A 22265-nucleotide genomic window follows, 5' to 3' on the forward strand; every position below is an offset into this window, starting at 1 on the left:
GGTGGGGAAGACCTCCGGTGCTCAGTGCTACGTACCGGAGGTTTGTCCATGAACGTGCCCTTGTGGGTCTGGATCGTCACCGTCGTCGTCATCCTGGCGATGCTCGCCGTCGACTACGTCGGCCACGTGCGCACCCCGCACGCCCCGACGCTCCGCGAGTCCGCCACGTGGTCCCTCGCCTACGTCGCGGTCGCCCTGGTGTTCGGCGTCGTCGTCTGGATCGTGTGGGGCGGCGAGTACGGCGGGGAGTACTTCGCCGGCTACATCACGGAGAAGTCGCTCAGCGTCGACAACCTGTTCGTCTTCGTCCTCATCATGACGAGCTTCCGGGTGCCCCGGGAGTACCAGCAGCGCGTGCTGCTCATCGGCATCACGATCGCCCTGGTGCTGCGCACGATCTTCATCGCCGCGGGTGCCGCGATCATCGCGAACTTCGCCTGGGTCTTCTACGTCTTCGGCGCGTTCCTCATCTGGACCGCGATCGTCCAGGCCCGCTCGGGCACGGGGCACGACGAGGAGTGGAACGAGAACGGCGTCCTGCGCCTGACGCGGCGACTGTTCCCGACGACGGAGACCTACGTCGGCGACAAGATGATCGCGAAGATCGACGGCAAGCGGTTCATCACGCCGATGCTCATCGTCATGGTCGCGATCGGCAGTGCCGACCTGCTGTTCGCCGTGGACTCCATCCCCGCGATCTTCGGCCTCACGCAGGAGACGTACCTCGTCTTCGCGGCCAACGCCTTCTCGCTGCTCGGCCTGCGACAGCTCTACTTCCTCGTCGACGGCCTGCTCGACCGGCTCGTCTACCTCAACTACGGCCTGGCGGCGATCCTCGGCTTCATCGGCGTCAAGCTGGTGATCCATGCCCTGCACACCAACGAGGTGCCGTTCGTCAACGGCGGGCAGCACGTGGAGGCGATCCCCGAGATCCCGACCACGGTCTCCCTCGGCTTCATCGTGGTGGTGCTCGCCGTCACGACGATCGCCTCCCTCGCGCGCGACCGGCGGGACAGGCAGGTCCGAGCGGCCGCCGAGCCCGCTTCCACCCCTGAAGGAGATGCATGACCCACGAGCTGCCGTTCTGGTTCGAGGCGGCGTCGCTCGCAGCACTGATCCTGCTGCTGGCCGTCGACCTCGCGATCGTGGGCCGCCGACCCCACGTCCCGTCGATGAAGGAGAGCGGCCTGTGGGTCGCCTTCTACGTGGGCCTGGCGCTGGTGTTCGGGCTGGTCATGCTCGCGGTCGGGGGCGCGGCGCCGGCGGGCGAGTTCTACGCCGGCTGGCTCACCGAGTACTCGCTGAGCGTCGACAACCTGTTCGTCTTCGTCATCATCATGTCCCGTTTCGCCGTGCCCAAGCAGCACCAGCAGATGGTGCTCATGGTCGGCATCATCATCGCGCTCGTGCTGCGGGGGGCGTTCATCCTGGCGGGCGCGGCCATCCTCGAGCAGTTCGTGTGGGTGTTCTACCTGTTCGGGGCGTTCCTCATCTACACCGCGATCAAGCTGGTCGCGGGTGACGACGAGGACGAGTACAAGGAGAACGTCGCGATCCGCATGCTGCGGCGCGTGCTGCCGCTGAGCGAGAAGTACGACGGGGCGAAGGTGCGCACCGTCGTCGACGGCAAGAAGCTCTTCACGCCGATGCTCGTGGTCTTCGTCGCGATCGGCTCGACGGACCTGCTGTTCGCGCTCGACTCGATCCCGGCGATCTTCGGCCTGACGAAGGACCCGTTCATCGTCTTCACCGCGAACATCTTCGCGCTCATGGGCCTGCGGCAGCTGTACTTCCTGCTGGGCGGTCTCCTGGAGCGGCTGGTGTACCTGCCGATCGCGCTCGCGGTCATCCTCGGGTTCATCGGCGTCAAGCTCATCCTCGAGGCGCTGCACACCAACACGCTGCCGTTCCTCAACGGCGGCGAGCCGGTCGAGTGGGCGCCGGAGATCCCGATCTGGCTGTCGCTCGTGATCATCCTCGGGTCGATCGCGATCGCGACCGTCGCGAGCCTCGCGAAGACGCACCGCACCGCCGTGGTGGCGGCAGAGGCCACGACGGGCGCGCCGGAGGGCGCGACGGCGACCGACGTGGCGGGTGGAGGCACCGCTCCGGAGGGCACGGCCGAGACGACCCCGTCCGGTCCGGAGGCGCCCGGCCGCTGACGGTGGCCGCGCACACGACGAGGGCCCCGGACGACACGTCGTCCGGGGCCCTCGTCGTCGGGTCAGGCGGCGAAGCCGCCGATCACCGGCACGAACTCTCGTGCCGCACGGTGGGCGACCAGGCCCTCGCGACGCATCGGGTCGGCCCCGAGCAGCTCGAGGGCGGCCGTGGCGTCGTCGGCCTCGACGACGAGGAGGGCGCCCCCGGGCTCGCCGTCGGGGGTGGCGGGCAGCGGGCCGGACACGTGCAGCGCGCCGGTCTCGTGCAGGCCGCGCAGGAACTCCCGGTGCTCGGGCCGGACCTCGGCGAGGCGGTCTGGGTCGGTGACGTAGACGTAGGTGACGGCGAAGACGGGCATGGCCGTATCCAAGCACCCGCCGGTCGGGGGAGCGGCCCGCGTCCAGGGGCCCGGCCCGGTGTCGCGGTGTGACCGGATCGACGCCCCCGTTCGCATAGAACGCCTGTACGAATGTCGGCGCGCCGACGTAGGATGCCCGGGTGAGCAACCGCCTCGTCATCTCCGGCGCCCGCGAGCACAATCTGCGCAACGTCGAGCTCGACCTCCCGCGTGACGAGCTCATCGTCTTCACCGGTCTGTCGGGCTCCGGCAAGTCCTCCCTGGCGTTCGACACGATCTTCGCCGAGGGGCAGCGCCGCTACGTGGAGTCCCTCTCCGCCTACGCGCGCCAGTTCCTCGGGCAGATGGACAAGCCCGACGTCGACTTCATCGAGGGCCTGTCGCCCGCGGTGTCGATCGACCAGAAGTCGACCAACCGCAACCCGCGGTCCACGGTCGGCACGATCACGGAGGTCTACGACTACCTCCGCCTGCTGTTCGCGCGCGCGGGTACGCAGCACTGCCCCGTGTGCGGCGAGCCGGTGCGCTCGCAGACGCCGCAGCAGATCGTCGACAAGCTGCTGGAGCTGCCCGAGGGCACCCGCTACCAGGTCCTGGCCCCGGTCGTCCGTGGGCGCAAGGGCGAGTACGCCGACCTGTTCGCCGAGCTGCAGACGCAGGGCTTCGCCCGCGCGCGGGTCGACGGCGAGGTGGTGCAGCTGACGAGCCCGCCGGCGCTGGAGAAGAAGCTCAAGCACGACATCGAGGTCGTGGTCGACCGCCTCGTCTCCCGCGACGGGGTGCAGCGGCGGCTGACGGACTCGGTGGAGACGGCCCTGCGCCTCGCCGGCGGGCTCGTCATGGTGGAGCTCGTCGACGCCGACATCGACGACCTCGACCGCGTCCGCAAGTTCTCCGAGAAGCGGGCGTGCCCCAACGACCACCCGCTGGCGCTGGACGAGATCGAGCCCCGCACCTTCTCGTTCAACGCCCCGTACGGCGCGTGCCCGGAGTGCACCGGCATCGGCTTCCGGCTCGAGGTCGACCCCGACCTCGTCGTGCCCGACGAGGAGAGGACGCTGCGCGAGGGCGCCGTCGTGCCCTGGGCGCTGACGTCGTCGGAGTACTTCGAGCGTGTCCTGACGGCGCTGGCCGAGGAGATGAGCTTCTCGATGGACGTGCCGTGGCGTGCGCTGCCGCAGCGTGCCCGCGACGCGATCCTCTTCGGGCGCAACCACCAGGTGCACGTGCGCTACAAGAACCGGTGGGGCCGCGAGCGGCAGTACTCCACGGGCTTCGAGGGCGCGGTGACCTTCCTGGAGCGGCGGCACCGGGAGACCGAGTCCGACTGGTCCAAGGAGAAGTACGAGGCCTACATGCGCGAGGTCCCGTGCCCGGTGTGCTCGGGCGCGCGGCTCAAGCCCGAGGTCCTCGCCGTCACCGTCGGCGGTAAGTCGATCTGGGACGTCTGCCGGCTGCCGATCGACGAGGCCAAGCGGTTCCTCGACGGCCTGGAGCTGGGGCAGCGCGAGCGCGCGATCGCGACCGAGGTCCTCAAGGAGATCCACGCCCGGCTCGGCTTCCTCGTCGACGTCGGCCTGCACTACCTGTCCCTCGAGCGCCCGGCCGGCACCCTGTCGGGCGGCGAGGCGCAGCGCATCCGGCTGGCCACGCAGATCGGCTCCGGTCTCGTCGGCGTGCTGTACGTGCTCGACGAGCCGTCCATCGGCCTGCACCAGCGGGACAACCGCCGTCTGATCGAGACCCTCACGCGCCTGCGCGACCTCGGGAACACGCTGATCGTCGTCGAGCACGACGAGGACACGATCCGGGCCGCGGACTGGATCGTCGACGTCGGCCCCGGCGCCGGCGAGCACGGCGGGCGCGTCGTGCACTCCGGGGACTACGCCGGGCTGCTCGAGGCCGAGGGCTCGATGACGGGCGCCTACCTGTCCGGTCGGCGCTCGATCGCGCTGCCGGCGGAGCGTCGTGCGACGGACCCCCGCCGCAAGGTGACGGTCGTCGGCGCGCGCGAGAACAACCTGCGCGGCATCGACGTGTCGTTCCCGCTGGGCGTGCTCACCGCGGTGACGGGCGTCTCCGGCTCGGGGAAGTCCACCCTCGTGAACTCGATCCTGCACACCGTGCTCGCGAACGAGCTCAACGGGGCGCGCCAGGTGGCCGGCCGGCACACCCGGGTCACCGGCGTGGACCAGCTCGACAAGGTGGTGCACGTCGACCAGGGGCCGATCGGGCGCACGCCGCGGTCCAACCCGGCCACCTACACGGGGGTGTGGGACCGGATCCGCAAGATCTTCGCGGAGACGGAGGAGGCGAAGGTCCGCGGGTACGGGCCGGGCCGCTTCTCGTTCAACGTCAAGGGCGGGCGCTGCGAGGCGTGCAACGGCGACGGCACGCTGAAGATCGAGATGAACTTCCTGCCGGACGTCTACGTGCCGTGCGAGGTCTGCCACGGGGCGCGGTACAACCGCGAGACCCTCGAGGTGCACTTCAAGGGCAAGACCGTCGCGGACGTCCTGGACATGCCGATCGAGGAGGCCGCGGAGTTCTTCGCCGCGTTCCCGGCGATCTCGCGCTACCTCACCACGCTGGTGGAGGTCGGCCTCGGCTACGTGCGGCTCGGGCAGCCCGCCCCGACCCTGTCCGGTGGCGAGGCGCAGCGCGTCAAGCTCGCGAGCGAGCTGCAGAAGCGGTCCACGGGCCGCACCATCTACGTGCTGGACGAGCCGACGACGGGCCTGCACTTCGAGGACATCCGCAAGCTGCTGGGCGTGCTGCAGTCGCTGGTCGAGAAGGGCAACACCGTCCTGGTGATCGAGCACAACCTCGACGTCATCAAGAGTGCCGACTGGATCGTCGACATGGGCCCCGAGGGCGGCTCCGGCGGCGGCACGGTCGTCGCGGAGGGCACCCCGGAGGAGGTGGCCCGGGTCGAGGCGAGCCACACCGGCACGTTCCTCGCGCGCATCCTCGACGAGCACCCGGCCGTGCCCGTGGCCGGCCGGACGTCGACGCGCAGCGCCGCCGCCACCTCGGCGTCCTCGGCACCCCGGACCCGCAGCTCCGCGAAGGGTGCGGGCACGGCCAAGGGCAAGGGCGCCGCGAAGGCGAAGGAGCCCGGGAAGGGCAAGGGCACGACGAAGCGGTCCGGAGGGCGCAGCGCGGCGTGACGCCCTAGCGTGTGGGCCATGGGTGCGCACCACAACTACGCCGTCACCGTGTCCTGGCCCGACCCGGGCGGGGGCGGGGCGGGCACGACGTCGTACACCGCCTACTCGCGCGACCATCAGGTCGTGCTGGCCGGCAAGCCCGCGCTGGCGGGCAGCGCCGACCCCGCGTTCCGCGGCGACCCCTCCCGGTACAACCCGGAGGAGCTCTTCGTCGCGAGCCTGGCGCAGTGCCACATGCTGTGGTTCCTGCACCTCGCGGCGGAGTCGGGACTCGTCGTGCGCGAGTACGTGGACGACACCACGGGCACGATGCGCGTGGAGTCCCGCGGCGAGGGCCAGTTCACCGACGTCACCCTGCGTCCGCGCGTCACCGTCGACGCCGGACCCCAGGCCACGGACGAGGCGGTGAGCGCCCTCCATCACCGTGCCCACGCCCTGTGCTTCATCTCTCGCTCGGTGAACTTCTCGGTGCTCATCGAACCGGCTCCGGTGCGTCTCTCCGCGCCCGCGGGCTGATCGCGCCGGTGCCCTGGAGCGGGTGATCTATACCAGTACGGTCACAGGTCCGTGTTGCCTGTTGACGTGGCGCCGTCGCGTGAATATTTTCCACTCCATCGCTCCAATGGAGGAGAGATATTTCCGTGAGCGTTGCGGGCCTCCGCACACGCCCACAGAGCGCGAGACGAGGAGGTCGGCGCAAGCGCCCCGCGCGGGGCAGTGCAGGCACCGGTTGACGGGGCGCCGCGAGGCGCACCCTGACACGAAGGGCATCTACGAGGATGACCAGCAACTTCACCACCAGCACCACCACCACTCCTGAGCCCAGCCGTCGGTCCGTTCTCCGGGCCGTCATGTTCACGGCCGCCGCGGTGCCGTTCGGCCTGCCCCTGGCAGCCTGCGCCACCGGCGGCGGCAGCAACGAGGGCGAGAAGTCGGCGTCGCCCACGGGCAATTCCGACCCGAAGAACCCGTTCGGCATGGCGGAGAACACGACGGTCGACGCCGTGATCTTCGACGGCGGGTACGGCGTCGACTACGTCGAGTTTGCGGGGAAGGTCCTCGCGGGCCTGCACGCGGGCTCGACCGTCAAGGTCTCGCCCTCCACGCAGATCGCCACCGAGCTCCAGCCGCGGTTCGTCGGCGGCAACCCGCCGGACCTCATCGACAACTCCGGTGCCCAGTCGATCGGCTTCAACACGATCCTCGACCAGCTCGAGGACCTGACCGACGTCATCGACGCGCCGAACGTCGAGGGCACGACCATCCGCGACACCCTCTACGAGGGCGTGCTCGCCCCGGGCACGTACGGGGACAAGTTCGCCGCCCTCAACTACGTGCTCACGGTGTACGGGGTCTGGTACTCCGGCAGCCTCTTCGACAAGAACGGCTGGACGCCTCCCGCCACGTGGGAGGAGGCCAAGGCCCTCGGCGCGGAGGCGAAGAAGGCCGGCAAGTACCTCTTCCTGTGGGGCACCGAGGCCGCGACGTACTACCAGACGCTCGCCATCGAGTCGGCCATCAAGGAGGGCGGCGACGAGGTCCGGCTGTCGCTGGAGAACCTCAAGCCCGACTGCTGGTCGCAGGACGCGCTCCAGGCGACCTTCACGATCATGAAGGAGATCATCGACGCCGGGTACTTCAAGCCCGGCGGCTCGGGCACCCAGTTCACGGCCGCCCAGGCGCAGTGGAGCAACAAGGAGGAGGCGCTGCTCTACCCGTCGGGGTCCTGGATCGAGAACGAGATGAAGGACCAGACGGCGCCGGACTTCCAGATGAAGGGCGTGCCGAGCTTCTCGGTGACCTCGAGCCCGGCGATGCCTGCCACGGCCCTCCACTCGACGGCCGGCGAGCCGTTCATCGTGCCGTCGCAGGCGAAGAGCGTCGCGGGCGGCAAGGAGCTGCTCCGCGTCATGCTCTCGAAGGAGTCGGCGACGAACTTCTCCAAGACGAAGCTCGCTCCGACCATCGTCAAGGACATCGTGCCCGCCGACGGGTTCGGGTCCACGGCGCTGGTGTCCCAGACCGACATGCTCAGCGCGGCCGGGACGGACATCTTCACGTTCAACTTCGTCAACACCTACGGCATGAACCAGGAGCAGCTGCCGATCTGGAACTCCTTCCTCGACGGGAAGAAGTCGGTGGCCGACCTGACCAAGGAGCTGCAGGCGATCACCGACCGGATCGCCAACGACGACACCATCGACAAGATCGAGGTGTCATGAGCGCCATCCCTGGCGCCGGGCAGGTTCTGCCCACCGACGAGGGAACTCTTGCGGGGCCCGGCAACGGGCCCCGCAGGGGGCGGGCCGGTGGGGTGTCGTTCGACAGCGTCAGCTTCTTCGTCGTCTGCCTCGGCATCCCGCTGGCGCTCTTCCTCGTCTTCGTGATCTGGCCGTTCATCCAGGCGGTGTTCTACGCGCTCACCAACTGGTCGGGCTTCACCGCCGACTTCGACATCATCGGGCTCTCCAACTTCACCACGCTCGTGCAGGACCCGCGGTTCATCAACGCCGTCGGCAACAGCGTCATGTTCGGCATCTTCATCCCCCTGATCACCATCGTGATCTCGCTGGCGTTCGCCATCCTCATCACGGTGGGCGGATCGGGCATGGGGCAGGTGCGGGGCGTCCGCGGGTCGGGCTTCTACCGTGTGGTCTCGCTCTTCCCCTACGTCATCCCGGGTATCGCGGTCGGCATCATGTGGCGCCTGATCCTCGACCCGAGCAACGGGCTGGTCAACGGGGTGCTCACCGGACTCGGGCTCGACAAGTTCCAGTCGTTCGCCTGGCTCGGCAACGTCGGCACGGCGATGCCCGTGACGATGTTCGTGGTCGTGTGGGGCTTCGTGGGGTTCTACATGCTGCTGTTCATCGCTGCCATCAAGAGCGTCCCCTCGGAGATCTACGAGGCGGCGCGGATCGACGGCGCGGGACGCTGGCGCACGTCGTGGTCCATCACCGTCCCGCTCATCCGGGACAACGTGCAGACCGCCTACATCTACCTCGGGATCATCGCCCTCGACCTGTTCGTGTACGTGCAGGCGCTCAACCCGACGGGCGGCCCGGACAACTCGACGCTCGTGATGTCCCAGCAGCTGTTCCGCACGGCGTTCACGGAGGGGAAGTTCGGCTACGCCAGCGCCATGGGCGTGGCGATGGCCATCGTCACCCTGGTGTTCGCCGCGCTGGTGTTCACCGTGAACCGCCTGACCGGCGGCCGGGACGAAGGAGGCCGCCGATGAGCGCCAACACGCAGGTGGCGCGCGACGCGGCGGCTCCGGCCCCGCGGATCAAGCCCACGGGCAGCAACGGGGGCGACAAGGTCGCCGCCGGGGTGTCGCACACCGTCCTGGTGATCTGGTGCGTCCTCGTGATCGCGCCGATGATCTGGGTGTTCATCGGTTCGTTCAAGACGAGCTCGGAGATCTTCGCCTCTCCGTTCTCGCTCCCGTCGAACTGGTCGTTCATCAACTACGAGCACGCGTGGGTGGACGCCGAGATCGGTCGGGCGTTCGTCAACACGATCATCGTGGTCGGCTCGGCACTGATCCTCGTGATGCTCCTCGGTGCGATGTGCGCCTACGTGCTCGCCCGGTTCGAGTTCCCGTTCCGGCGGGCGATCTACTACCTCATGCTCGTCGGGCTCACGTTCCCGGTGTTCCTCGCGATCGTCCCGCTGTTCTTCGTGATGCAGAACGCCGGGCTGCTCGGGACGTTGCCCGGGCTGATCGTGGTGTACGTGGCGTTCGCGCTGCCGTTCACGGTGTTCTTCCTGTACTCGTTCTTCCGCGGGCTCCCGGACGAGATCGCGGAGGCCGCCGCGATCGACGGCGCCGGCAACTGGCGCACCTTCTTCCAGGTGATGCTCCCGATGGCGACGCCGGGCATGGCGTCGGTCGCGATCTTCAACTTCCTCGGCCTGTGGAACCAGTTCATCCTGCCGATCGCGCTGAACCCGGAGCAGGACAACTACGTGCTGTCCCAGCGGCTCGCCGCGTTCGTGTCCTCCGCGGGGTACGCGGTGGACTTCGGCGCGATGTTCGCGGCCGTGGTCGTGACCATCGTGCCCGTGCTGATCGCCTACGTGATCTTCCAGCGACAGCTCCAGGGCTCGGTCACGGCCGGCACCAACAAGTAGGGGAGCGCCCCGGCCTCGGGCGGCCGGTCGGCAGGGGGAGACGTCGGTGGCCTGACCTAGGCTGACGGCATGGCCGACCCTGCGACCTACCGCCCGAAGCCGGGGGAGATCCCCACGTCGCCCGGCGTCTACCGGTTCCGCGACCCGCACGGCCGCGTCATCTACGTCGGCAAGGCCAAGAACCTGCGTGCGCGGCTGTCGAGCTACTTCCAGGACGTCGCGCACCTGCACCACCGCACCCAGACGATGGTCACGACGGCCGCGTCCGTCGAGTGGACGGTGGTGGGCACGGAGGTCGAGGCGCTCGCCCTCGAGTACTCGTGGATCAAGGAGTACGACCCCCGCTTCAACGTGAAGTACCGGGACGACAAGTCGTACCCGTACCTCGCGGTCACGATGGCGGACGAGGTGCCGCGGGCCCAGGTGATGCGCGGTGCCAAGCGCCGGGGCACGCGGTACTTCGGCCCCTACGGCCACGCCTGGGCGATCCGGGAGACCCTCGACCTGCTGCTGCGGGTGTTCCCGATCCGCACCTGCTCGTCCGGCGTCTTCCGGCGGGCGCACCAGACGGGCCGCCCCTGCCTCCTCGGGTACATCGACAAGTGCTCGGCGCCGTGCGTCGGGCGGATCAGCGTCGACGACCACAAGCAGCTCGCGCAGGACTTCTGCGACTTCATGGCCGGCGACACGCAGCGCTTCGAGCGCCGCCTCACCGCGCGGATGAACGAGGCCGCGGCGTCCATGGAGTACGAGCAGGCCGCCCGCCTGCGCGACGACATCCAGGCGCTGCGCCGCGCCACCGAGAAGAACGCCGTGGTGCTCCCCGACGCGACGGACGCCGACGTCTTCGCCCTGGCCGGCGACGAGCTGGAGGCGGCCGTCCAGGTGTTCCACGTGCGCGGCGGGCGCATCCGCGGCCAGCGCGGCTGGGTCGTGGAGAAGGTCGAGGACGTCACCGACGAGGAGCTGGTGGAGCACCTCCTCCAGCAGGTCTACGGCGCCGTCGAGGACGCGCGTGCGGCGGCGGACGGGGCCGAGGGCGACGCCGAGGCGCGTGCGTCGGCCCGCCGCGAGGCCCGGGACGCCGTCCCGCGCGAGGTGCTCGTCCCGGTGCTGCCGCCCGACCCGGCCCAGATGACCGCGTGGCTCACGGGCCTGCGCGGCGCCCGCGTGGAGCTGCGGGTGCCGCAGCGCGGCGACAAGCGAGAGCTCGCGGGGACCGTCAGGGCCAACGCCGAGCACGCGCTGGCGCTGCACCGGACCCGGCGTGCCGGCGACCTCACGACCCGCAGCCAGGCGCTGCGCGAGATCCAGGAGGCGCTGGGCCTCGAGTCGGCCCCGCTGCGCATCGAGTGCTACGACGTGTCCCACACCCAGGGCACGTACCAGTCGGCGTCGATGGTGGTCTTCGAGGACGGCCTGCCGCGCAAGAGCGAGTACCGCACGTTCTCGGTGCGCGGCCCCGAGGGCGACGGGGCGCGCGACGACACCGCGGCGATGCACGAGGTGATCACGCGCCGGTTCCGGCGGTACCTGGCGGACCGGCTCGCCGCGGGCGACGTCGAGCTCGACGACGCCTCGGACCGGGACCAGGACGAGACCTCGACGGGAGCCACGCGGCCGCGGTCCGGGGAGGTGCCGGCCGAGGAGCCGGGGGAGCGCAAGCGGTTCGCGTACCCGCCCAACCTCGTCGTCGTGGACGGTGGCCCCCCTCAGGTCGCGGCGGCGCAGCGGGCGCTGGACGAGCTCGGCGTCACCGACGTGGCGCTGTGCGGCCTCGCGAAGCGCCTCGAGGAGGTCTGGCTGCCGGGCGAGGACTACCCGGTCATCCTGCAGCGCTCGTCGGAGGGCCTCTACCTGCTCCAGCGCGTGCGCGACGAGGCGCACCGGTTCGCCATCACCCAGCACCGCCGCCGGCGGAGCAAGGGCATGACGGTGTCGGTCCTCGACGACGTCCCGGGGCTCGGCCCCACCCGGCGCAAGGCGCTGCTGACCACGTTCGGTTCGGTGAAGCGGCTGCGGGCGGCGAGCGTGGACGAGATCGCGGAGGTCAAGGGCATGGGCCGGCGCACGGCGGAGGCGGTCGTCGCGGCGCTCGCCGCCGACGGGGGCAGCGCGCCGTCGTCCCAGGACGGTCCGGGCACTGGCATGCTGGGCGCATGAGCGAGCCGGAGCCCACCACCGTCCCGCAGGGCATCCCCGAGATCGAGGCGACGACCCCCGCACCGGAGCCGTCCGACCCGGAGGTGCTGATCATCACCGGCATGTCGGGCGCCGGGCGGTCGCGGGCCGCGGGCGTCCTGGAGGACCTCGACTGGTTCGTCGTCGACAACCTCCCGCCGCTGATGATGGTGCCGCTCGTCGACCTCATGACGCGCGCCGGCTCGTCGGTGGAGCGGCTCGCCGTCGTCGTCGACGTCCGCGGCCGCGAGTACTTCGCCGAGCTCACCCGCGCGCTGCTGCACCTGCGCGAGGCGGGCGTGAACTACCGCATCCTGTTCCTCGACGCGCGGGACGAGACGCTGGTGCGCCGGTACGAGAGCGTCCGGCGGCCGCACCCCCTGCAGGGGGAGGGGCGGATCCTGGACGGCATCGCCGAGGAGCGCCGCCGGCTGGCGTCGATCGAGGAGCGCGCGGACGTGGTCATCGACACGTCCGAGCTGTCGGTGCACGACCTCGCCCGCGAGGTGCGGGCCGCGGTGGCGGACGGCGCCCCGGACGCGCTGCGCGTGAACGTGCTCGCCTTCGGTTTCAAGTACGGCATCCCGCTGGACGCCGACCACGTGGTGGACGTGCGCTTCCTGGCGAACCCCTACTGGATCACCGAGCTGCGGCACCTCACGGGCCGCGACGCGCCCGTGCGCGAGTACGTCCTGGCCCGGCCCGGCGCGCGGGAGTTCGTGGACCGGTACGTCGCCGCGCTCGAGCCCGTGCTGGCCGGGTACCTCGCGGAGGAGAAGCGGTACGTGACGATCGCCGTCGGCTGCACCGGGGGCAAGCACCGGTCGGTCGCGATCGCGGGCGAGATCGCCCAGCGGCTGCGCGACGCCGGGCAGCGCGTCACCCTCACGGCGCGCGACCTGGGGAAGGAGTGACGACGCCGGCCCTGAGCATGGGCGCGCCCGCGGTCACCGCGCTGGGCGGCGGGCACGGGCTGTACGCGAGCCTCTCGGCGCTGCGGCTGATGTCCGACCGGCTCACCGCGGTCGTGACCGTGGCGGACGACGGCGGCTCCTCGGGCCGGCTCCGCGACGAGCTGGACGTGCTCCCGCCGGGCGACCTGCGCATGGCGCTCGCGGCGCTGTGCGACGACTCGGAGTGGGGCCGCACCTGGAGCGACCTGCTGCAGCACCGGTTCGTGTCGGGCGGGAGCCTCGACAAGCACGCCATGGGCAACCTCATGATCGTGGCGCTGTGGGAGCTGCTGGGCGACACGGTGACCGGGCTGGACTGGGTCGGCAAGCTGCTGGGTGCGCGGGGGCGGGTGCTGCCCATGGCGTCGGTGCCCCTGGTCGTCGAGGCGGACGTGCGGCGCGACGGCGTCGCCGGGTCCGATCGCCTGGAGACCGTCGTCGGGCAGTCGCGCGTGGCGTTGACGGAGGGCCGTATCGAGCAGCTGCGGCTGGTCCCCGCGGACCCCCCGGCGTGCCCGGAGGCGGTCGAGGCCGTGCGGTCGGCCGACTGGATCGTGCTGGGACCGGGGTCCTGGTACTCGTCGGTGCTGGTGCACCTGCTGGTCCCCGAGCTCGCCCGGGCGCTGCACGAGACGGACGCGCGCATCTGCGTGACCCTGAACCTGGCCGCGGAGCTCGGCGAGACGCAGGGGCTGACGGCGACGGGCCACCTCGAGGCGCTGCACCGGCACGCCCCCGGGCTGCGGGTGGACGCGGTCCTCGCGGACCCGTCCGCGGTGGAGGACGTCGACGAGCTGGCCGACGCCGCGCGCATCATGGGGGCGGAGCTGCTCATGCGCCAGGTACGCCGCGGGGACGGCAGCGCGCGGCACGACCCGCTGCGTCTGGCCGCTGCCTACCGCGACGTGTTCGAGGGGATCTACGGCGACGTCTGACGCCTTCCTCCGGCGCCGAGAGTGCTTGCCGCGCGTGGCAGGATGACGCCATGGCGCTCACGGCAGAGGTGAAGGACGAGCTCACGCGGATCAAGGTGACCCGGACGTCGTGCCGCAAGGCCGAGGTCTCGGCGACGCTGCGGTTCTCGGGCGGGCTGCACATCATCTCGGGCCGCGTGGTCATCGAGGCGGAGCTGGACGACGAGGCGGCCGCGGCGCGGCTGCGGCAGTCGATCACCGAGCTGTACGGGCACACCAGCGACCTCATCGTGGTGCAGGCCGGCGGCCTGCGGAAGAACAACCGCTACGTGGTGCGCGTGGTGCGCGACGGCGAGTCGCTCGCCCGTCAGACCGGGCTGCTGGACTCGCGCGGGCGCCCGGTGCGCGGCCTCGCGCCCGAGGTCGTGTCGGCGGGTGTCGCCGAGGCGGAGGCCGTGTGGCGGGGGGCCTTCCTCGCGCACGGCTCGCTGACGGAGCCCGGCCGCTCGATGGCGCTGGAGGTCACGTGCCCGGGACCGGAGGCGGCACTGGCGCTGGTCGGCGCCGCCCGCCGGCTCGGCGTGCAGGCGAAGTCGCGCGAGGTGCGCGGCGTGGACCGCGTGGTGGTGCGCGACGGGGAGGCGATCGGCGAGATCCTGCGCCGGATGGGCGCCGTCAGGACCCGGGAGGTCTGGGAGGAACGACGCGCGCGGCGCGAGGTGCGCGGCACCGCGAACCGCCTGGCGAACTTCGACGACGCGAACCTGCGCCGGTCGGCCCGGGCGGCGGTGGCGGCGGGCGCCCGCGTGCAGCGGGCGTTCGAGATCCTCGGCGAGGAGGTGCCGGACCACCTGCGGCAGGCGGGGGAGCTGCGCCTGGCGCACAAGCAGGCCTCCCTCGAGGAGCTGGGCCAGCTGGCGGACCCGCCGCTGTCGAAGGACGCCGTGGCGGGCCGGATCCGCCGGCTGCTGTCGACGGCCGACAAGCGCGCGATCGAGGTGGGCATCCCCGACACGGAGGCCGGGCTGAGCCCGGACCTGCTCGACCTCTGAGGGGCGGGGGGCGGGGGCGGCGCGGACCGTGCCCGCCGCTCCGCGGGCCCAGGGCGCACGCCCTGTCCATATGGTCAGACCACACGTCTCACGGCAGCCGCGAGGGTCGGCGGTACCGCCGATTCGGGTATAGGCTCATGACGTCAGGTGACGACGACGTGACCCAAGGCTGACCGCCCGGAGGAAGACGTCGGGGGTCCCAGTCCCAGGGTCGCGGCGTGAATCATCAGCGCGCCCGTCGTGGCGCGCGGAAGTCGGCATCAACCGTGTGCGCCGGACCCCCACCGGCGCGCCCTGAGGAGGGCAATCGTGACCATCCGCGTCGGGATCAACGGCTTCGGTCGGATCGGACGGAACTTCTACCGCGCTCTCGTGGAGTCGGGTGCGGACATCGAGGTCGTCGGCGTCAACGACCTGACCGACAACAAGACTCTGGCCCACCTGCTGAAGTACGACACGGTGCTGGGCCGCTTCCCGAAGTCGGTCGACTTCGACGACGACAACATCATCGTCGACGGCCACAAGATCCGTGCGCTCGCCGAGCGCGACCCCGCCAACCTGCCCTGGGGCGAGCTGGGCGCGGACATCGTCATCGAGTCCACCGGTTTCTTCACGGACGCCACCAAGGCCAAGGCGCACATCGACGCCGGCGCCAAGAAGGTCATCATCTCCGCCCCGGCGAAGAACGAGGACGCGACCTTCGTCATGGGTGTGAACAACGACCAGTACGACCCGGCCGCGCACCACATCATCTCGAACGCGTCGTGCACCACGAACTGCCTCGCGCCGCTGGCCAAGGCCCTCAACGACTCGATCGGCATCGAGCGTGGCCTCATGACCACGATCCACGCGTACACGGGTGACCAGAACCTGCAGGACGGCCCGCACAAGGACCTCCGTCGCGCCCGCGCCGCCGCGCAGAACATCGTGCCCACCACGACGGGTGCCGCCAAGGCCGTCGCGCTGGTGCTCCCGGAGCTGAAGGGCAAGCTGGACGGCTACGCCCTCCGCGTCCCGGTCATCACCGGCTCGGCCACGGACCTCACCTTCGAGGCGCCGCGCGAGGTCACGGTCGACGAGGTCAACGCCGCGGTCAAGGCCGCCGCCGAGGGCCCGCTCAAGGGCACCCTCGAGTACGTCGAGGACGAGATCGTCTCCTCGGACATCGTCACCAACCCGCACACGAGCATCTTCGACTCGAAGCTCACCAAGGTGATCGGCAACCAGGTCAAGGTCGTCTCCTGGTACGACAACGAGTGGGGCTACTCCAACTCGCTCGTCGCGCTGACCGTTCACGTCGGCGAGAAGCTCTGACGACTCCGGCGCCCGACATCGCTCGAGCGTGAGTCACGACGTCCGCGTGCGCGCCGAACCCCGGCCGCGCACGCGGACGTCGTCATGTACGGAACAGATCACCCCCCGCCCGGGACGCACGGCCGCCCGACGGCCGCACGGCACGCACCGGGCCCTGACGGACAGGTGTGCCTCATGAAGACCATCGACTCCCTGGGCGAGCTGCGCGGCAAGCGCGTCCTCGTCCGCTCGGACTTCAACGTGCCGCTCGACGGCACCACCATCACGGACGACGGCCGCATCAAGGCCGCGCTGCCGACCCTGCGCCGCCTGGTCGACGCCGGCGCCCGCGTCGTCGTGACGGCCCACCTCGGCCGCCCCAAGGGCGAGCCGAACCCCGCCTACTCGCTCGCGCCCGTGGCCGCCCGCCTCGGCGAGCTGCTCGGCCAGGACGTCTCCCTCGCGGCCGACGTGACCGGCCCCTCGGCCCAGGAGACGGTCGCCGCGCTGGCCGACGGCCAGGTCGCGCTGCTGGAGAACGTGCGGTTCGACGCCCGGGAGACGTCGAAGGTCGACGCCGAGCGCGAGGAGCTGGCCGGCGAGCTGGCCGCGCTGGCCGACGCGTTCGTCTCCGACGGCTTCGGCGTCGTGCACCGCAAGCAGGCCTCGGTCTACGACGTGGCCAAGGTGCTCCCCGCGGCCGCCGGCGACCTGGTGCTCAAGGAGGTCGAGTCGCTCTCGCGCGCCACGACCGACCCGCAGCGCCCGTACGCCGTGGTCCTCGGCGGCTCGAAGGTCTCCGACAAGCTCGGGGTCATCGAGAACCTCCTCACCAAGGCCGACCGCCTGCTCATCGGGGGCGGCATGGTCTTCACGTTCCTCGCGGCGCAGGGCCACTCCGTGGGCTCCTCGCTGCTCGAGGCGGACCAGGTGGACACCGTGAAGGGCTACCTGGCGCAGGCCGCCGAGCGCGGCGTCGAGATCGTGCTGCCCACGGACATCGTGGCCGCGGACTCGTTCGCCGCCGACGCCGCGCACCGGACGGTGCCGGCCGACCAGATCCCTGACGGGACCATGGGCCTCGACATCGGCCCGGAGTCCGGCGCGCTGTTCGCGGCCCGCCTCGCGGACGCGAGGACCATCGTCTGGAACGGCCCCATGGGCGTGTTCGAGTTCGCCGCCTTCGCCGCCGGGACCCGCGCCGTCGCGCAGGGCATCGTCGACGCGACCGCCGCGGGCGCCTTCTCCATCGTGGGGGGCGGGGACTCCGCCGCGGCCGTGCGCGTGCTCGGCTTCGACGAGGACGGATTCAGCCACATCTCCACGGGCGGCGGCGCGAGCCTCGAGCTCCTCGAGGGCAAGGAGCTCCCGGGGCTCGCGGTCCTCGGCGCCTGACCCTCACGACCCTTCCGCACGAGAGAACAAGGAGCCCATCGTGGCCACCACCCGCACGCCCCTGATGGCGGGCAACTGGAAGATGAACCTGGACCACACCGAGGCGATCGCCGCGGTGCAGAAGCTCGCGTGGACGCTCAAGGACGCGAAGCACGACTACGAGGCCGTCGAGGTGGCCGTCCTGGCCCCGTTCACGGACCTGCGCTCGGTGCAGACCCTCGTCGACGCCGACAAGCTCGAGGTGCGCTACGGCGCCCAGGACCTGTCGACGCACGCGTCCGGCGCGTACACCGGTGAGATCTCGGGCCCGATGCTCGCCCGCCTCGGCTGCACCTACGTGGCCGTCGGCCACTCCGAGCGCCGCGAGTACCACGCCGAGGACGACGCCGTCGTCAACGCCAAGGTGCGCGCCGCGTTCGAGCACGGCCTCGTGCCGATCCTCTGCGTGGGGGAGGGCCTGGACGTCCGCAAGGCGGGCGAGCAGGTCTCTTACACCCTGGCGCAGGTCGACGCCGCGCTCGCCGACGTGACCGCCGAGCAGGCCGCGCAGGTGGTCATCGCCTACGAGCCCGTGTGGGCCATCGGCACGGGCGAGGTCGCCACCCCGGAGGACGCGCAGGAGGTCTGCGGCGCGATCCGCGGACGCCTCGCCGAGCTGTACGACGCCGAGCTCGCCGCGGGCGTGCGCGTGCTGTACGGCGGTTCCGTGAAGTCGGGCAACGTCGCGCAGATCATGTCGCAGCCGGACGTGGACGGCGCCCTCGTGGGCGGCGCGAGCCTCGACCCGGTCGAGTTCGCCAAGATCGCTCGGTACCAGTCGCACATCGGCTGACACGACACGCACGACGGCGGGCCCGGCCCGTCGGACGGACGCCTCTCGGGATCGTCACCAGATGGAGACATCGGTGTTCGCTTCGAGAGGCGTCCGTCACTTACTCTTGACCCGGCCGGGACGACGTCCTGGCACCGAACCCGTCCCGCGGGACGGACGACGAACGAAGGACAGCCGAGGACACCGTGGACGCTTTGCAGATCATCCTTCAGGTTCTCCTGGTCATCACCAGCGCCTTCCTGACCCTGCTGATCCTGATGCACAAGGGCAAGGGTGGCGGTCTGTCCGACATGTTCGGCGGGGGGATCTCGAGCGCTGCCGGCAGCTCCGGTGTCGCCGAGCGCAACCTCAACCGGATCACGGTGAGCTTTGCGCTCGTCTGGTTCGTCGTGATCGTGCTGCTCGGCCTCATCACGAAGGTCAGCTGACAGCACGGCACGACCGTCACCGGCCCCGGCCGGTGCGGGGGGGCACGGGCCCGGGCGACGACGCACCGGACCACGGTTCACGAAGATCGTCCGTGGGTGAACGCCCACTGAGTCGAAGGTGAGGACGACAGGACGTGGCTAATGCCGGTCATGCGATCCGGGGCTCGCGCGTAGGCGCGGGGCCCCTGGGAGAGTCCGAGCGCGGCGATGCGGCACCCCGGGTGCGGGTGTCGTACTGGTGCGCGAACGGGCACGAGACGACGCCGAGCTTCTCGGCGAACGACGACGTGGAGGCCCCGGAGTTCTGGGACTGCCCGCGGTGCGGCTTCCCCGCCGGCCTGGATGCGGCGAACCCGCCGTCGCCGGTGCGCAACGAGCCGTACAAGACGCACCTCGCGTACGTGAAGGAACGCCGGTCCGAGGAGGACGGTGCGGCCCTCCTGGAGGAGGCGCTCGCGACGCTGCGAGCCCGCCGCACCACCCTGCGCCAGGCGAGCTGACACCTCGACCGGTGCCCCGGGGCGATGCCTCGGGGCACCGGGGGATGTCCACCTGTCGAGACGGGGCGTAGTCTTTCGGCATGTTCGAGGAAGGACAGCTCTACGCCCCCGTCACCGAGGACGAGAACGGCGTCACGGTGCACCTCACGGACGACCACCCCGGCGCGAACGACCCGGAGTACCGCCGCCGTCGCGAGGCCATCGCCGGCCCCGCGCTGCGCTGGTCACCCGGCGATCCCGTGCCTCAGGTCGACTACACCCCCGCGGAGAACGAGATCTGGCGCACCGTGTGCACCGAGCTCGCGCCCAAGCACGAGCGGCTGGCGATCCGCGGCTACCTCGAGGGCAAGGAGGCCCTCGGTCTGCCCACCGACCGCGTGCCGCAGCTCGACGAGGTCAGCGCGGGCCTGGAGCCGCTGAGCGGCTTCCGCCTGCACCCCGCCGCCGGTCTCGTGCCGCTGGACCAGTTCTACGGCTCGCTCGCCGACGGCGTCTTCCACTCCACGCAGTACCTGCGGCACGGCTCGCAGCCGCTGTACACCCCGGAGCCCGACATCATCCACGAGGTGGTGGGTCACGGGAACCTGCTCGCGAACCCGGCGATCGCCGACGTGAAACGGCGGGCCGGCGAGGCGGCGCGGCGGTGCGAGACCGCGGAAGGGCTGCAGTTCGTCGCGGACGTCTTCTGGTTCACGATCGAGTTCGGCGTCATGTACGAGGAGGGCGAGCTGCGCGCCTACGGCGCGGGCCTGCTGTCGTCCTACGGCGAGATCGAGGAGTTCCGCGGCGCGACCATCCTGCCGCTCGACTTCTACTCGATGGGCACCGTCGAGTACGACATCTCCCACTACCAGCCCACGCTCTTCGCGTGCGACGGCATGAACGAGCTGACCGAGCGGGTGGGTCAGTTCTTCGCCGAGTTCGACGACGAGACCCCCGGACGCCTGCTGGCCGCCCGCCGGCGGTCGGCGAGCTGACCCCCTCGTCCCCAGGACGACGACGGCCCCCTCGCCGAAGAGCGAGGGGGCCGTCGTGCGTCTCCCGACCGGGCGCGCGGCCTCAGGAGGAGGGCGCCGCCGCCGCGGCGTCGAGCAGCCACAGCGTGCGCTCGGTGCCTCGCGCGCCGGCGGCCGGGACGTCCGTCACGGGGCCGCCCGCCAGCGCGGCCGCGGCCTGGGCCGCCTTCTCCGCGCCCGCCGCCACGACCCACACCTCGCGCGCACGGCGCAGGGCGTCGAACGTGAGCGAGACGCGCTCCGGCGGCGGCTTGGGGGAGGCGTGCACCCCGACCGTGGCGCCGCGGGCCCCGAGGCCCTCGTGGCCGGGGAACAGGGACGCGACGTGCCCGTCCGGCCCCATGCCGAGCAGGAGGACGTCGAACTCCGGCACGGCCGGGGTGTCGTCCTCGCCGGCGGGCGGAGCGAAGCGCGCCAGCTCCGCCGCGTAGGCCGCGGCGGACTCCTCGGGCGTCCCGATCGTGGTCCCGTCGACGACGGCGCCGGGCGCCGGCATCGCGTGCACGTGCTCGGCGGGCAGGCCGGAGCCGGCGACCAGCGCGTCCACGAGGGCGGACCGGGCCTGGGTCTCGTTGCGGTCCGGGTCGCCGTCGGGCAGGAACCGCTCGTCGCCCCACCACAGGTGCACGCCCGACCAGTCCACGGCCGCGGACAGCGGGCTCGCCGCGACGGCGGCGAGGGTCTTGATGCCCACGGTGCCGCCGGTGAGGACGGCATGCACCGGGGTGCGCACGGACTGGGCGTCGAGGAGGCGCGTCAGCAGCCGCGCGGCGGTGGCCTCGGCGAGGACGTCGGCGTCCGGGTGGACGACGACGAGCGGTGCGGCGCCGGGCGTGCTCACGCCTTCGCCTTCGACGTCGCCGTGACGGTCTCGACGCGCGTGATGCCCTTGGTGAGCACCTCCCCGTACAGCTCGTCGGGGTCGAGGCGCCGCAGCTCCTCGATGAGTGCCTCGCTCAGGGCGCGGATCGGCAGGGCCATCCGCCGCTCGGGCTTCTCGGGCTGCGTGATCGACACGACGCGGCCGTCCGGCCGGTCGAGCACGATCGGCCCGCTCTTGCGCTCCAGCGTGACGCGCGTGATGGCGTCGTCGCTGTCGGTGCGCACCACGGTGGCGGGGCAGCGCAGCCGCTGGCCGAGCCAGGCGGCCAGCAGGTCCAGGGAGGTGTGCTGCTCCTGGCCCTCGACGCTCACCGCCGTGACGGGCTCGTACGGGGGCTGCTCGACGGCCGCGGCGATGAGGCCGCGCCACAGGGTGACGCGGGCCCAGGCCAGGTCGGTGTCGCCGGGGCTGAACGTGCCCGCCAGGCGGTGGAGCATGGCGACCGGGTCGGCCGCGGTGGTGGTGTCGGTGATGCGGCGCTGCGCCATCGCGCCCATCGGGTCGGCCGACGGGTCGTCCGGGCCGCCGGTCGGCCACCACACCACGATCGGCGCGTCGGGCAGCAGCAGCGGCATGACGAGGGTGTCGGGGTGCTCGAGCATCGGGCCGGCGGCCCGCAGGACGACGACCTCGGAGGCGCCCGCGTCGCCGCCGACCCGGATCTCGGCGTCGAGCCGCGGGGCGCTCGAGCCGCGCTGGGCGAGCGGGGCGATCACGACGACGCGGCACGGGTGCTCGTGGCTGGCCTGGTTCGCCGCGCGCACCGAGTCCTCGATGTCGGCCTCCTCGGCGACCACGACGAGGGTCAGGACGCGGCCGAGCGCCACGGCGCCGCCCTCGTCCCGCAGGTGGGCGAGCCGCTTGCCGACCGCGTTGGTGGTCGTGTCCGGCATGTCGATGATCATCGGGGGTCTCCTGGGTGGAAGCGGCACAGGCGGGTGCGGCTCGCCGCGGCGCGGGCGGCGTCGTGCGGGGGACGGGCCGGGCGGG

The 22265-nt window shown here is 71.5% G+C and carries 20 protein-coding genes; 17 read left to right on the forward strand and 3 right to left on the reverse strand.

All coding sequences use genetic code 11. The features are described 5' to 3' along the window. Positions 1-48 precede the first annotated feature (48 nt). Together ACFU5J_RS06925 and ACFU5J_RS06930 are read left to right on the forward strand one after the other, a co-directional pair. The gene (locus tag ACFU5J_RS06925; protein WP_430575536.1) at positions 49-1068 is read left to right on the forward strand and encodes a TerC family protein; all 1020 of its coding nucleotides are present in this window, start codon (positions 49-51) and stop codon (positions 1066-1068) included. Further along, positions 1065-2162: a TerC family protein gene (locus tag ACFU5J_RS06930; protein ID WP_430575537.1), complete on the forward strand. Its 1098-nt coding sequence runs from the start codon at positions 1065-1067 to the stop codon at positions 2160-2162. The genes ACFU5J_RS06925 and ACFU5J_RS06930 overlap by 4 nt, the downstream gene beginning before the upstream one ends. 62 nt (positions 2163-2224) lie before the next feature. On the opposite strand, the gene ACFU5J_RS06935 is transcribed toward ACFU5J_RS06930, so the two are convergent. Next, positions 2225-2521 carry a YciI family protein gene (locus ACFU5J_RS06935; protein WP_430578224.1) on the reverse strand — a complete coding sequence of 99 codons (297 nt, stop codon included), beginning with the start codon at positions 2519-2521 and terminating at the stop codon, positions 2225-2227. Between the two features lie 140 nt (positions 2522-2661). Here ACFU5J_RS06935 and uvrA point away from each other — a divergent pair, with 140 nt between their 5' ends. From uvrA to ACFU5J_RS07010, 15 genes are all read left to right on the forward strand, one after another. Then, on the forward strand, positions 2662-5691 hold the full coding sequence (gene uvrA / locus ACFU5J_RS06940; protein WP_430578225.1) for an excinuclease ABC subunit UvrA: 3030 nt from the start codon (positions 2662-2664) through the stop codon (positions 5689-5691). Positions 5692-5709: 18 nt separating this feature from the next. Then, positions 5710-6207 carry an OsmC family protein gene (locus ACFU5J_RS06945; RefSeq protein WP_430575540.1) on the forward strand — a complete coding sequence of 166 codons (498 nt, stop codon included), beginning with the start codon at positions 5710-5712 and terminating at the stop codon, positions 6205-6207. A gap of 263 nt (positions 6208-6470) precedes the next feature. Beyond that, positions 6471-7913, forward strand: coding sequence for an N-acetylglucosamine/diacetylchitobiose ABC transporter substrate-binding protein (gene ngcE, locus ACFU5J_RS06950; RefSeq protein WP_430578226.1), 1443 nt, complete (start codon positions 6471-6473; stop codon positions 7911-7913). Continuing rightward, entirely contained in the window at positions 7910-8932 is a 1023-nt protein-coding gene (locus ACFU5J_RS06955) for a carbohydrate ABC transporter permease (protein WP_430575542.1), read from the forward strand. Before ngcE ends, ACFU5J_RS06955 begins: the two co-directional genes overlap by 4 nt. After that, positions 8929-9828, forward strand: a complete 900-nt coding sequence (locus ACFU5J_RS06960; RefSeq protein WP_430575543.1) for a carbohydrate ABC transporter permease — start codon at positions 8929-8931, stop codon at positions 9826-9828. The genes ACFU5J_RS06955 and ACFU5J_RS06960 overlap by 4 nt, the downstream gene beginning before the upstream one ends. Positions 9829-9897: 69 nt before the next feature. Continuing rightward, entirely contained in the window at positions 9898-11991 is a 2094-nt protein-coding gene (gene uvrC, locus ACFU5J_RS06965) for an excinuclease ABC subunit UvrC (RefSeq protein ID WP_430575544.1), read from the forward strand. Further along, positions 11988-12923, forward strand: coding sequence for an RNase adapter RapZ (rapZ, locus tag ACFU5J_RS06970; RefSeq protein ID WP_430575545.1), 936 nt, complete (start codon positions 11988-11990; stop codon positions 12921-12923). Before uvrC ends, rapZ begins: the two co-directional genes overlap by 4 nt. A 17-nt stretch (positions 12924-12940) precedes the next feature. Beyond that, positions 12941-13897 (forward strand): uridine diphosphate-N-acetylglucosamine-binding protein YvcK, encoded by a 957-nt coding sequence (yvcK, locus tag ACFU5J_RS06975; RefSeq protein WP_430578239.1) that lies wholly within the window; start codon positions 12941-12943, stop codon positions 13895-13897. 50 nt (positions 13898-13947) lie between these two features. Continuing rightward, positions 13948-14928 carry a DNA-binding protein WhiA gene (gene whiA / locus ACFU5J_RS06980; protein WP_430575546.1) on the forward strand — a complete coding sequence of 327 codons (981 nt, stop codon included), beginning with the start codon at positions 13948-13950 and terminating at the stop codon, positions 14926-14928. Between the two features lie 309 nt (positions 14929-15237). After that, a complete protein-coding gene (gene gap, locus ACFU5J_RS06985) occupies positions 15238-16242 on the forward strand; it encodes a type I glyceraldehyde-3-phosphate dehydrogenase (protein WP_430575547.1) in 1005 nt (334 codons plus the stop codon). 174 nt (positions 16243-16416) lie between these two features. Then, positions 16417-17616, forward strand: coding sequence for a phosphoglycerate kinase (locus ACFU5J_RS06990; protein ID WP_430578227.1), 1200 nt, complete (start codon positions 16417-16419; stop codon positions 17614-17616). Between the two features lie 64 nt (positions 17617-17680). Then, positions 17681-18448, forward strand: coding sequence for a triose-phosphate isomerase (tpiA, locus tag ACFU5J_RS06995; RefSeq protein ID WP_430578240.1), 768 nt, complete (start codon positions 17681-17683; stop codon positions 18446-18448). Positions 18449-18633: 185 nt separating this feature from the next. Next, positions 18634-18876 carry a preprotein translocase subunit SecG gene (gene secG, locus ACFU5J_RS07000; protein ID WP_430575549.1) on the forward strand — a complete coding sequence of 81 codons (243 nt, stop codon included), beginning with the start codon at positions 18634-18636 and terminating at the stop codon, positions 18874-18876. Between the two features lie 134 nt (positions 18877-19010). Then, positions 19011-19376 carry an RNA polymerase-binding protein RbpA gene (locus ACFU5J_RS07005; protein WP_430575550.1) on the forward strand — a complete coding sequence of 122 codons (366 nt, stop codon included), beginning with the start codon at positions 19011-19013 and terminating at the stop codon, positions 19374-19376. Positions 19377-19456: 80 nt separating this feature from the next. Further along, on the forward strand, positions 19457-20353 hold the full coding sequence (locus ACFU5J_RS07010) for a phenylalanine 4-monooxygenase (protein WP_430575551.1): 897 nt from the start codon (positions 19457-19459) through the stop codon (positions 20351-20353). A gap of 82 nt (positions 20354-20435) precedes the next feature. Here ACFU5J_RS07010 and pgl read toward each other — a convergent pair whose 3' ends face one another. Both pgl and opcA read right to left on the reverse strand, forming a co-directional pair. Then, complete coding sequence (gene pgl / locus ACFU5J_RS07015) at positions 20436-21233, reverse strand: 6-phosphogluconolactonase (protein ID WP_430575552.1); 798 nt, start codon at positions 21231-21233, stop codon at positions 20436-20438. Further along, on the reverse strand, positions 21230-22180 hold the full coding sequence (gene opcA, locus ACFU5J_RS07020; RefSeq protein ID WP_430575553.1) for a glucose-6-phosphate dehydrogenase assembly protein OpcA: 951 nt from the start codon (positions 22178-22180) through the stop codon (positions 21230-21232). Before opcA ends, pgl begins: the two co-directional genes overlap by 4 nt. Positions 22181-22265: the final 85 nt, after the last annotated feature.

The sequence above is a fragment of the Isoptericola sp. NPDC057559 genome (assembly GCF_042801555.1).
Lineage (GTDB): Bacteria > Actinomycetota > Actinomycetes > Actinomycetales > Cellulomonadaceae > Isoptericola.

Bases quoted from the DNA above. Each gene is read 5' to 3' on its own strand.
- ACFU5J_RS06925 (WP_430575536.1), top strand. From the start codon at position 49: ATGAACGTGCCCTTGTGGGTCTGGATCGTCACCGTCGTCGTCATCCTG.
- ACFU5J_RS06930 (WP_430575537.1), top strand. From the start codon at position 1,065: ATGACCCACGAGCTGCCGTTCTGGTTCGAGGCGGCGTCGCTCGCAGCA.
- ACFU5J_RS06935 (WP_430578224.1), bottom strand. From the start codon at position 2,521: ATGCCCGTCTTCGCCGTCACCTACGTCTACGTCACCGACCCAGACCGC.
- ACFU5J_RS06945 (WP_430575540.1), top strand. From the start codon at position 5,710: ATGGGTGCGCACCACAACTACGCCGTCACCGTGTCCTGGCCCGACCCG.
- ngcE (WP_430578226.1), top strand. From the start codon at position 6,471: ATGACCAGCAACTTCACCACCAGCACCACCACCACTCCTGAGCCCAGC.
- ACFU5J_RS06955 (WP_430575542.1), top strand. From the start codon at position 7,910: ATGAGCGCCATCCCTGGCGCCGGGCAGGTTCTGCCCACCGACGAGGGA.
- ACFU5J_RS06960 (WP_430575543.1), top strand. From the start codon at position 8,929: ATGAGCGCCAACACGCAGGTGGCGCGCGACGCGGCGGCTCCGGCCCCG.
- uvrC (WP_430575544.1), top strand. From the start codon at position 9,898: ATGGCCGACCCTGCGACCTACCGCCCGAAGCCGGGGGAGATCCCCACG.
- rapZ (WP_430575545.1), top strand. From the start codon at position 11,988: ATGAGCGAGCCGGAGCCCACCACCGTCCCGCAGGGCATCCCCGAGATC.
- yvcK (WP_430578239.1), top strand. From the start codon at position 12,941: ATGGGCGCGCCCGCGGTCACCGCGCTGGGCGGCGGGCACGGGCTGTAC.
- whiA (WP_430575546.1), top strand. From the start codon at position 13,948: ATGGCGCTCACGGCAGAGGTGAAGGACGAGCTCACGCGGATCAAGGTG.
- ACFU5J_RS06990 (WP_430578227.1), top strand. From the start codon at position 16,417: ATGAAGACCATCGACTCCCTGGGCGAGCTGCGCGGCAAGCGCGTCCTC.
- tpiA (WP_430578240.1), top strand. From the start codon at position 17,681: ATGGCGGGCAACTGGAAGATGAACCTGGACCACACCGAGGCGATCGCC.
- ACFU5J_RS07010 (WP_430575551.1), top strand. From the start codon at position 19,457: ATGTTCGAGGAAGGACAGCTCTACGCCCCCGTCACCGAGGACGAGAAC.
- opcA (WP_430575553.1), bottom strand. From the start codon at position 22,180: ATGATCATCGACATGCCGGACACGACCACCAACGCGGTCGGCAAGCGG.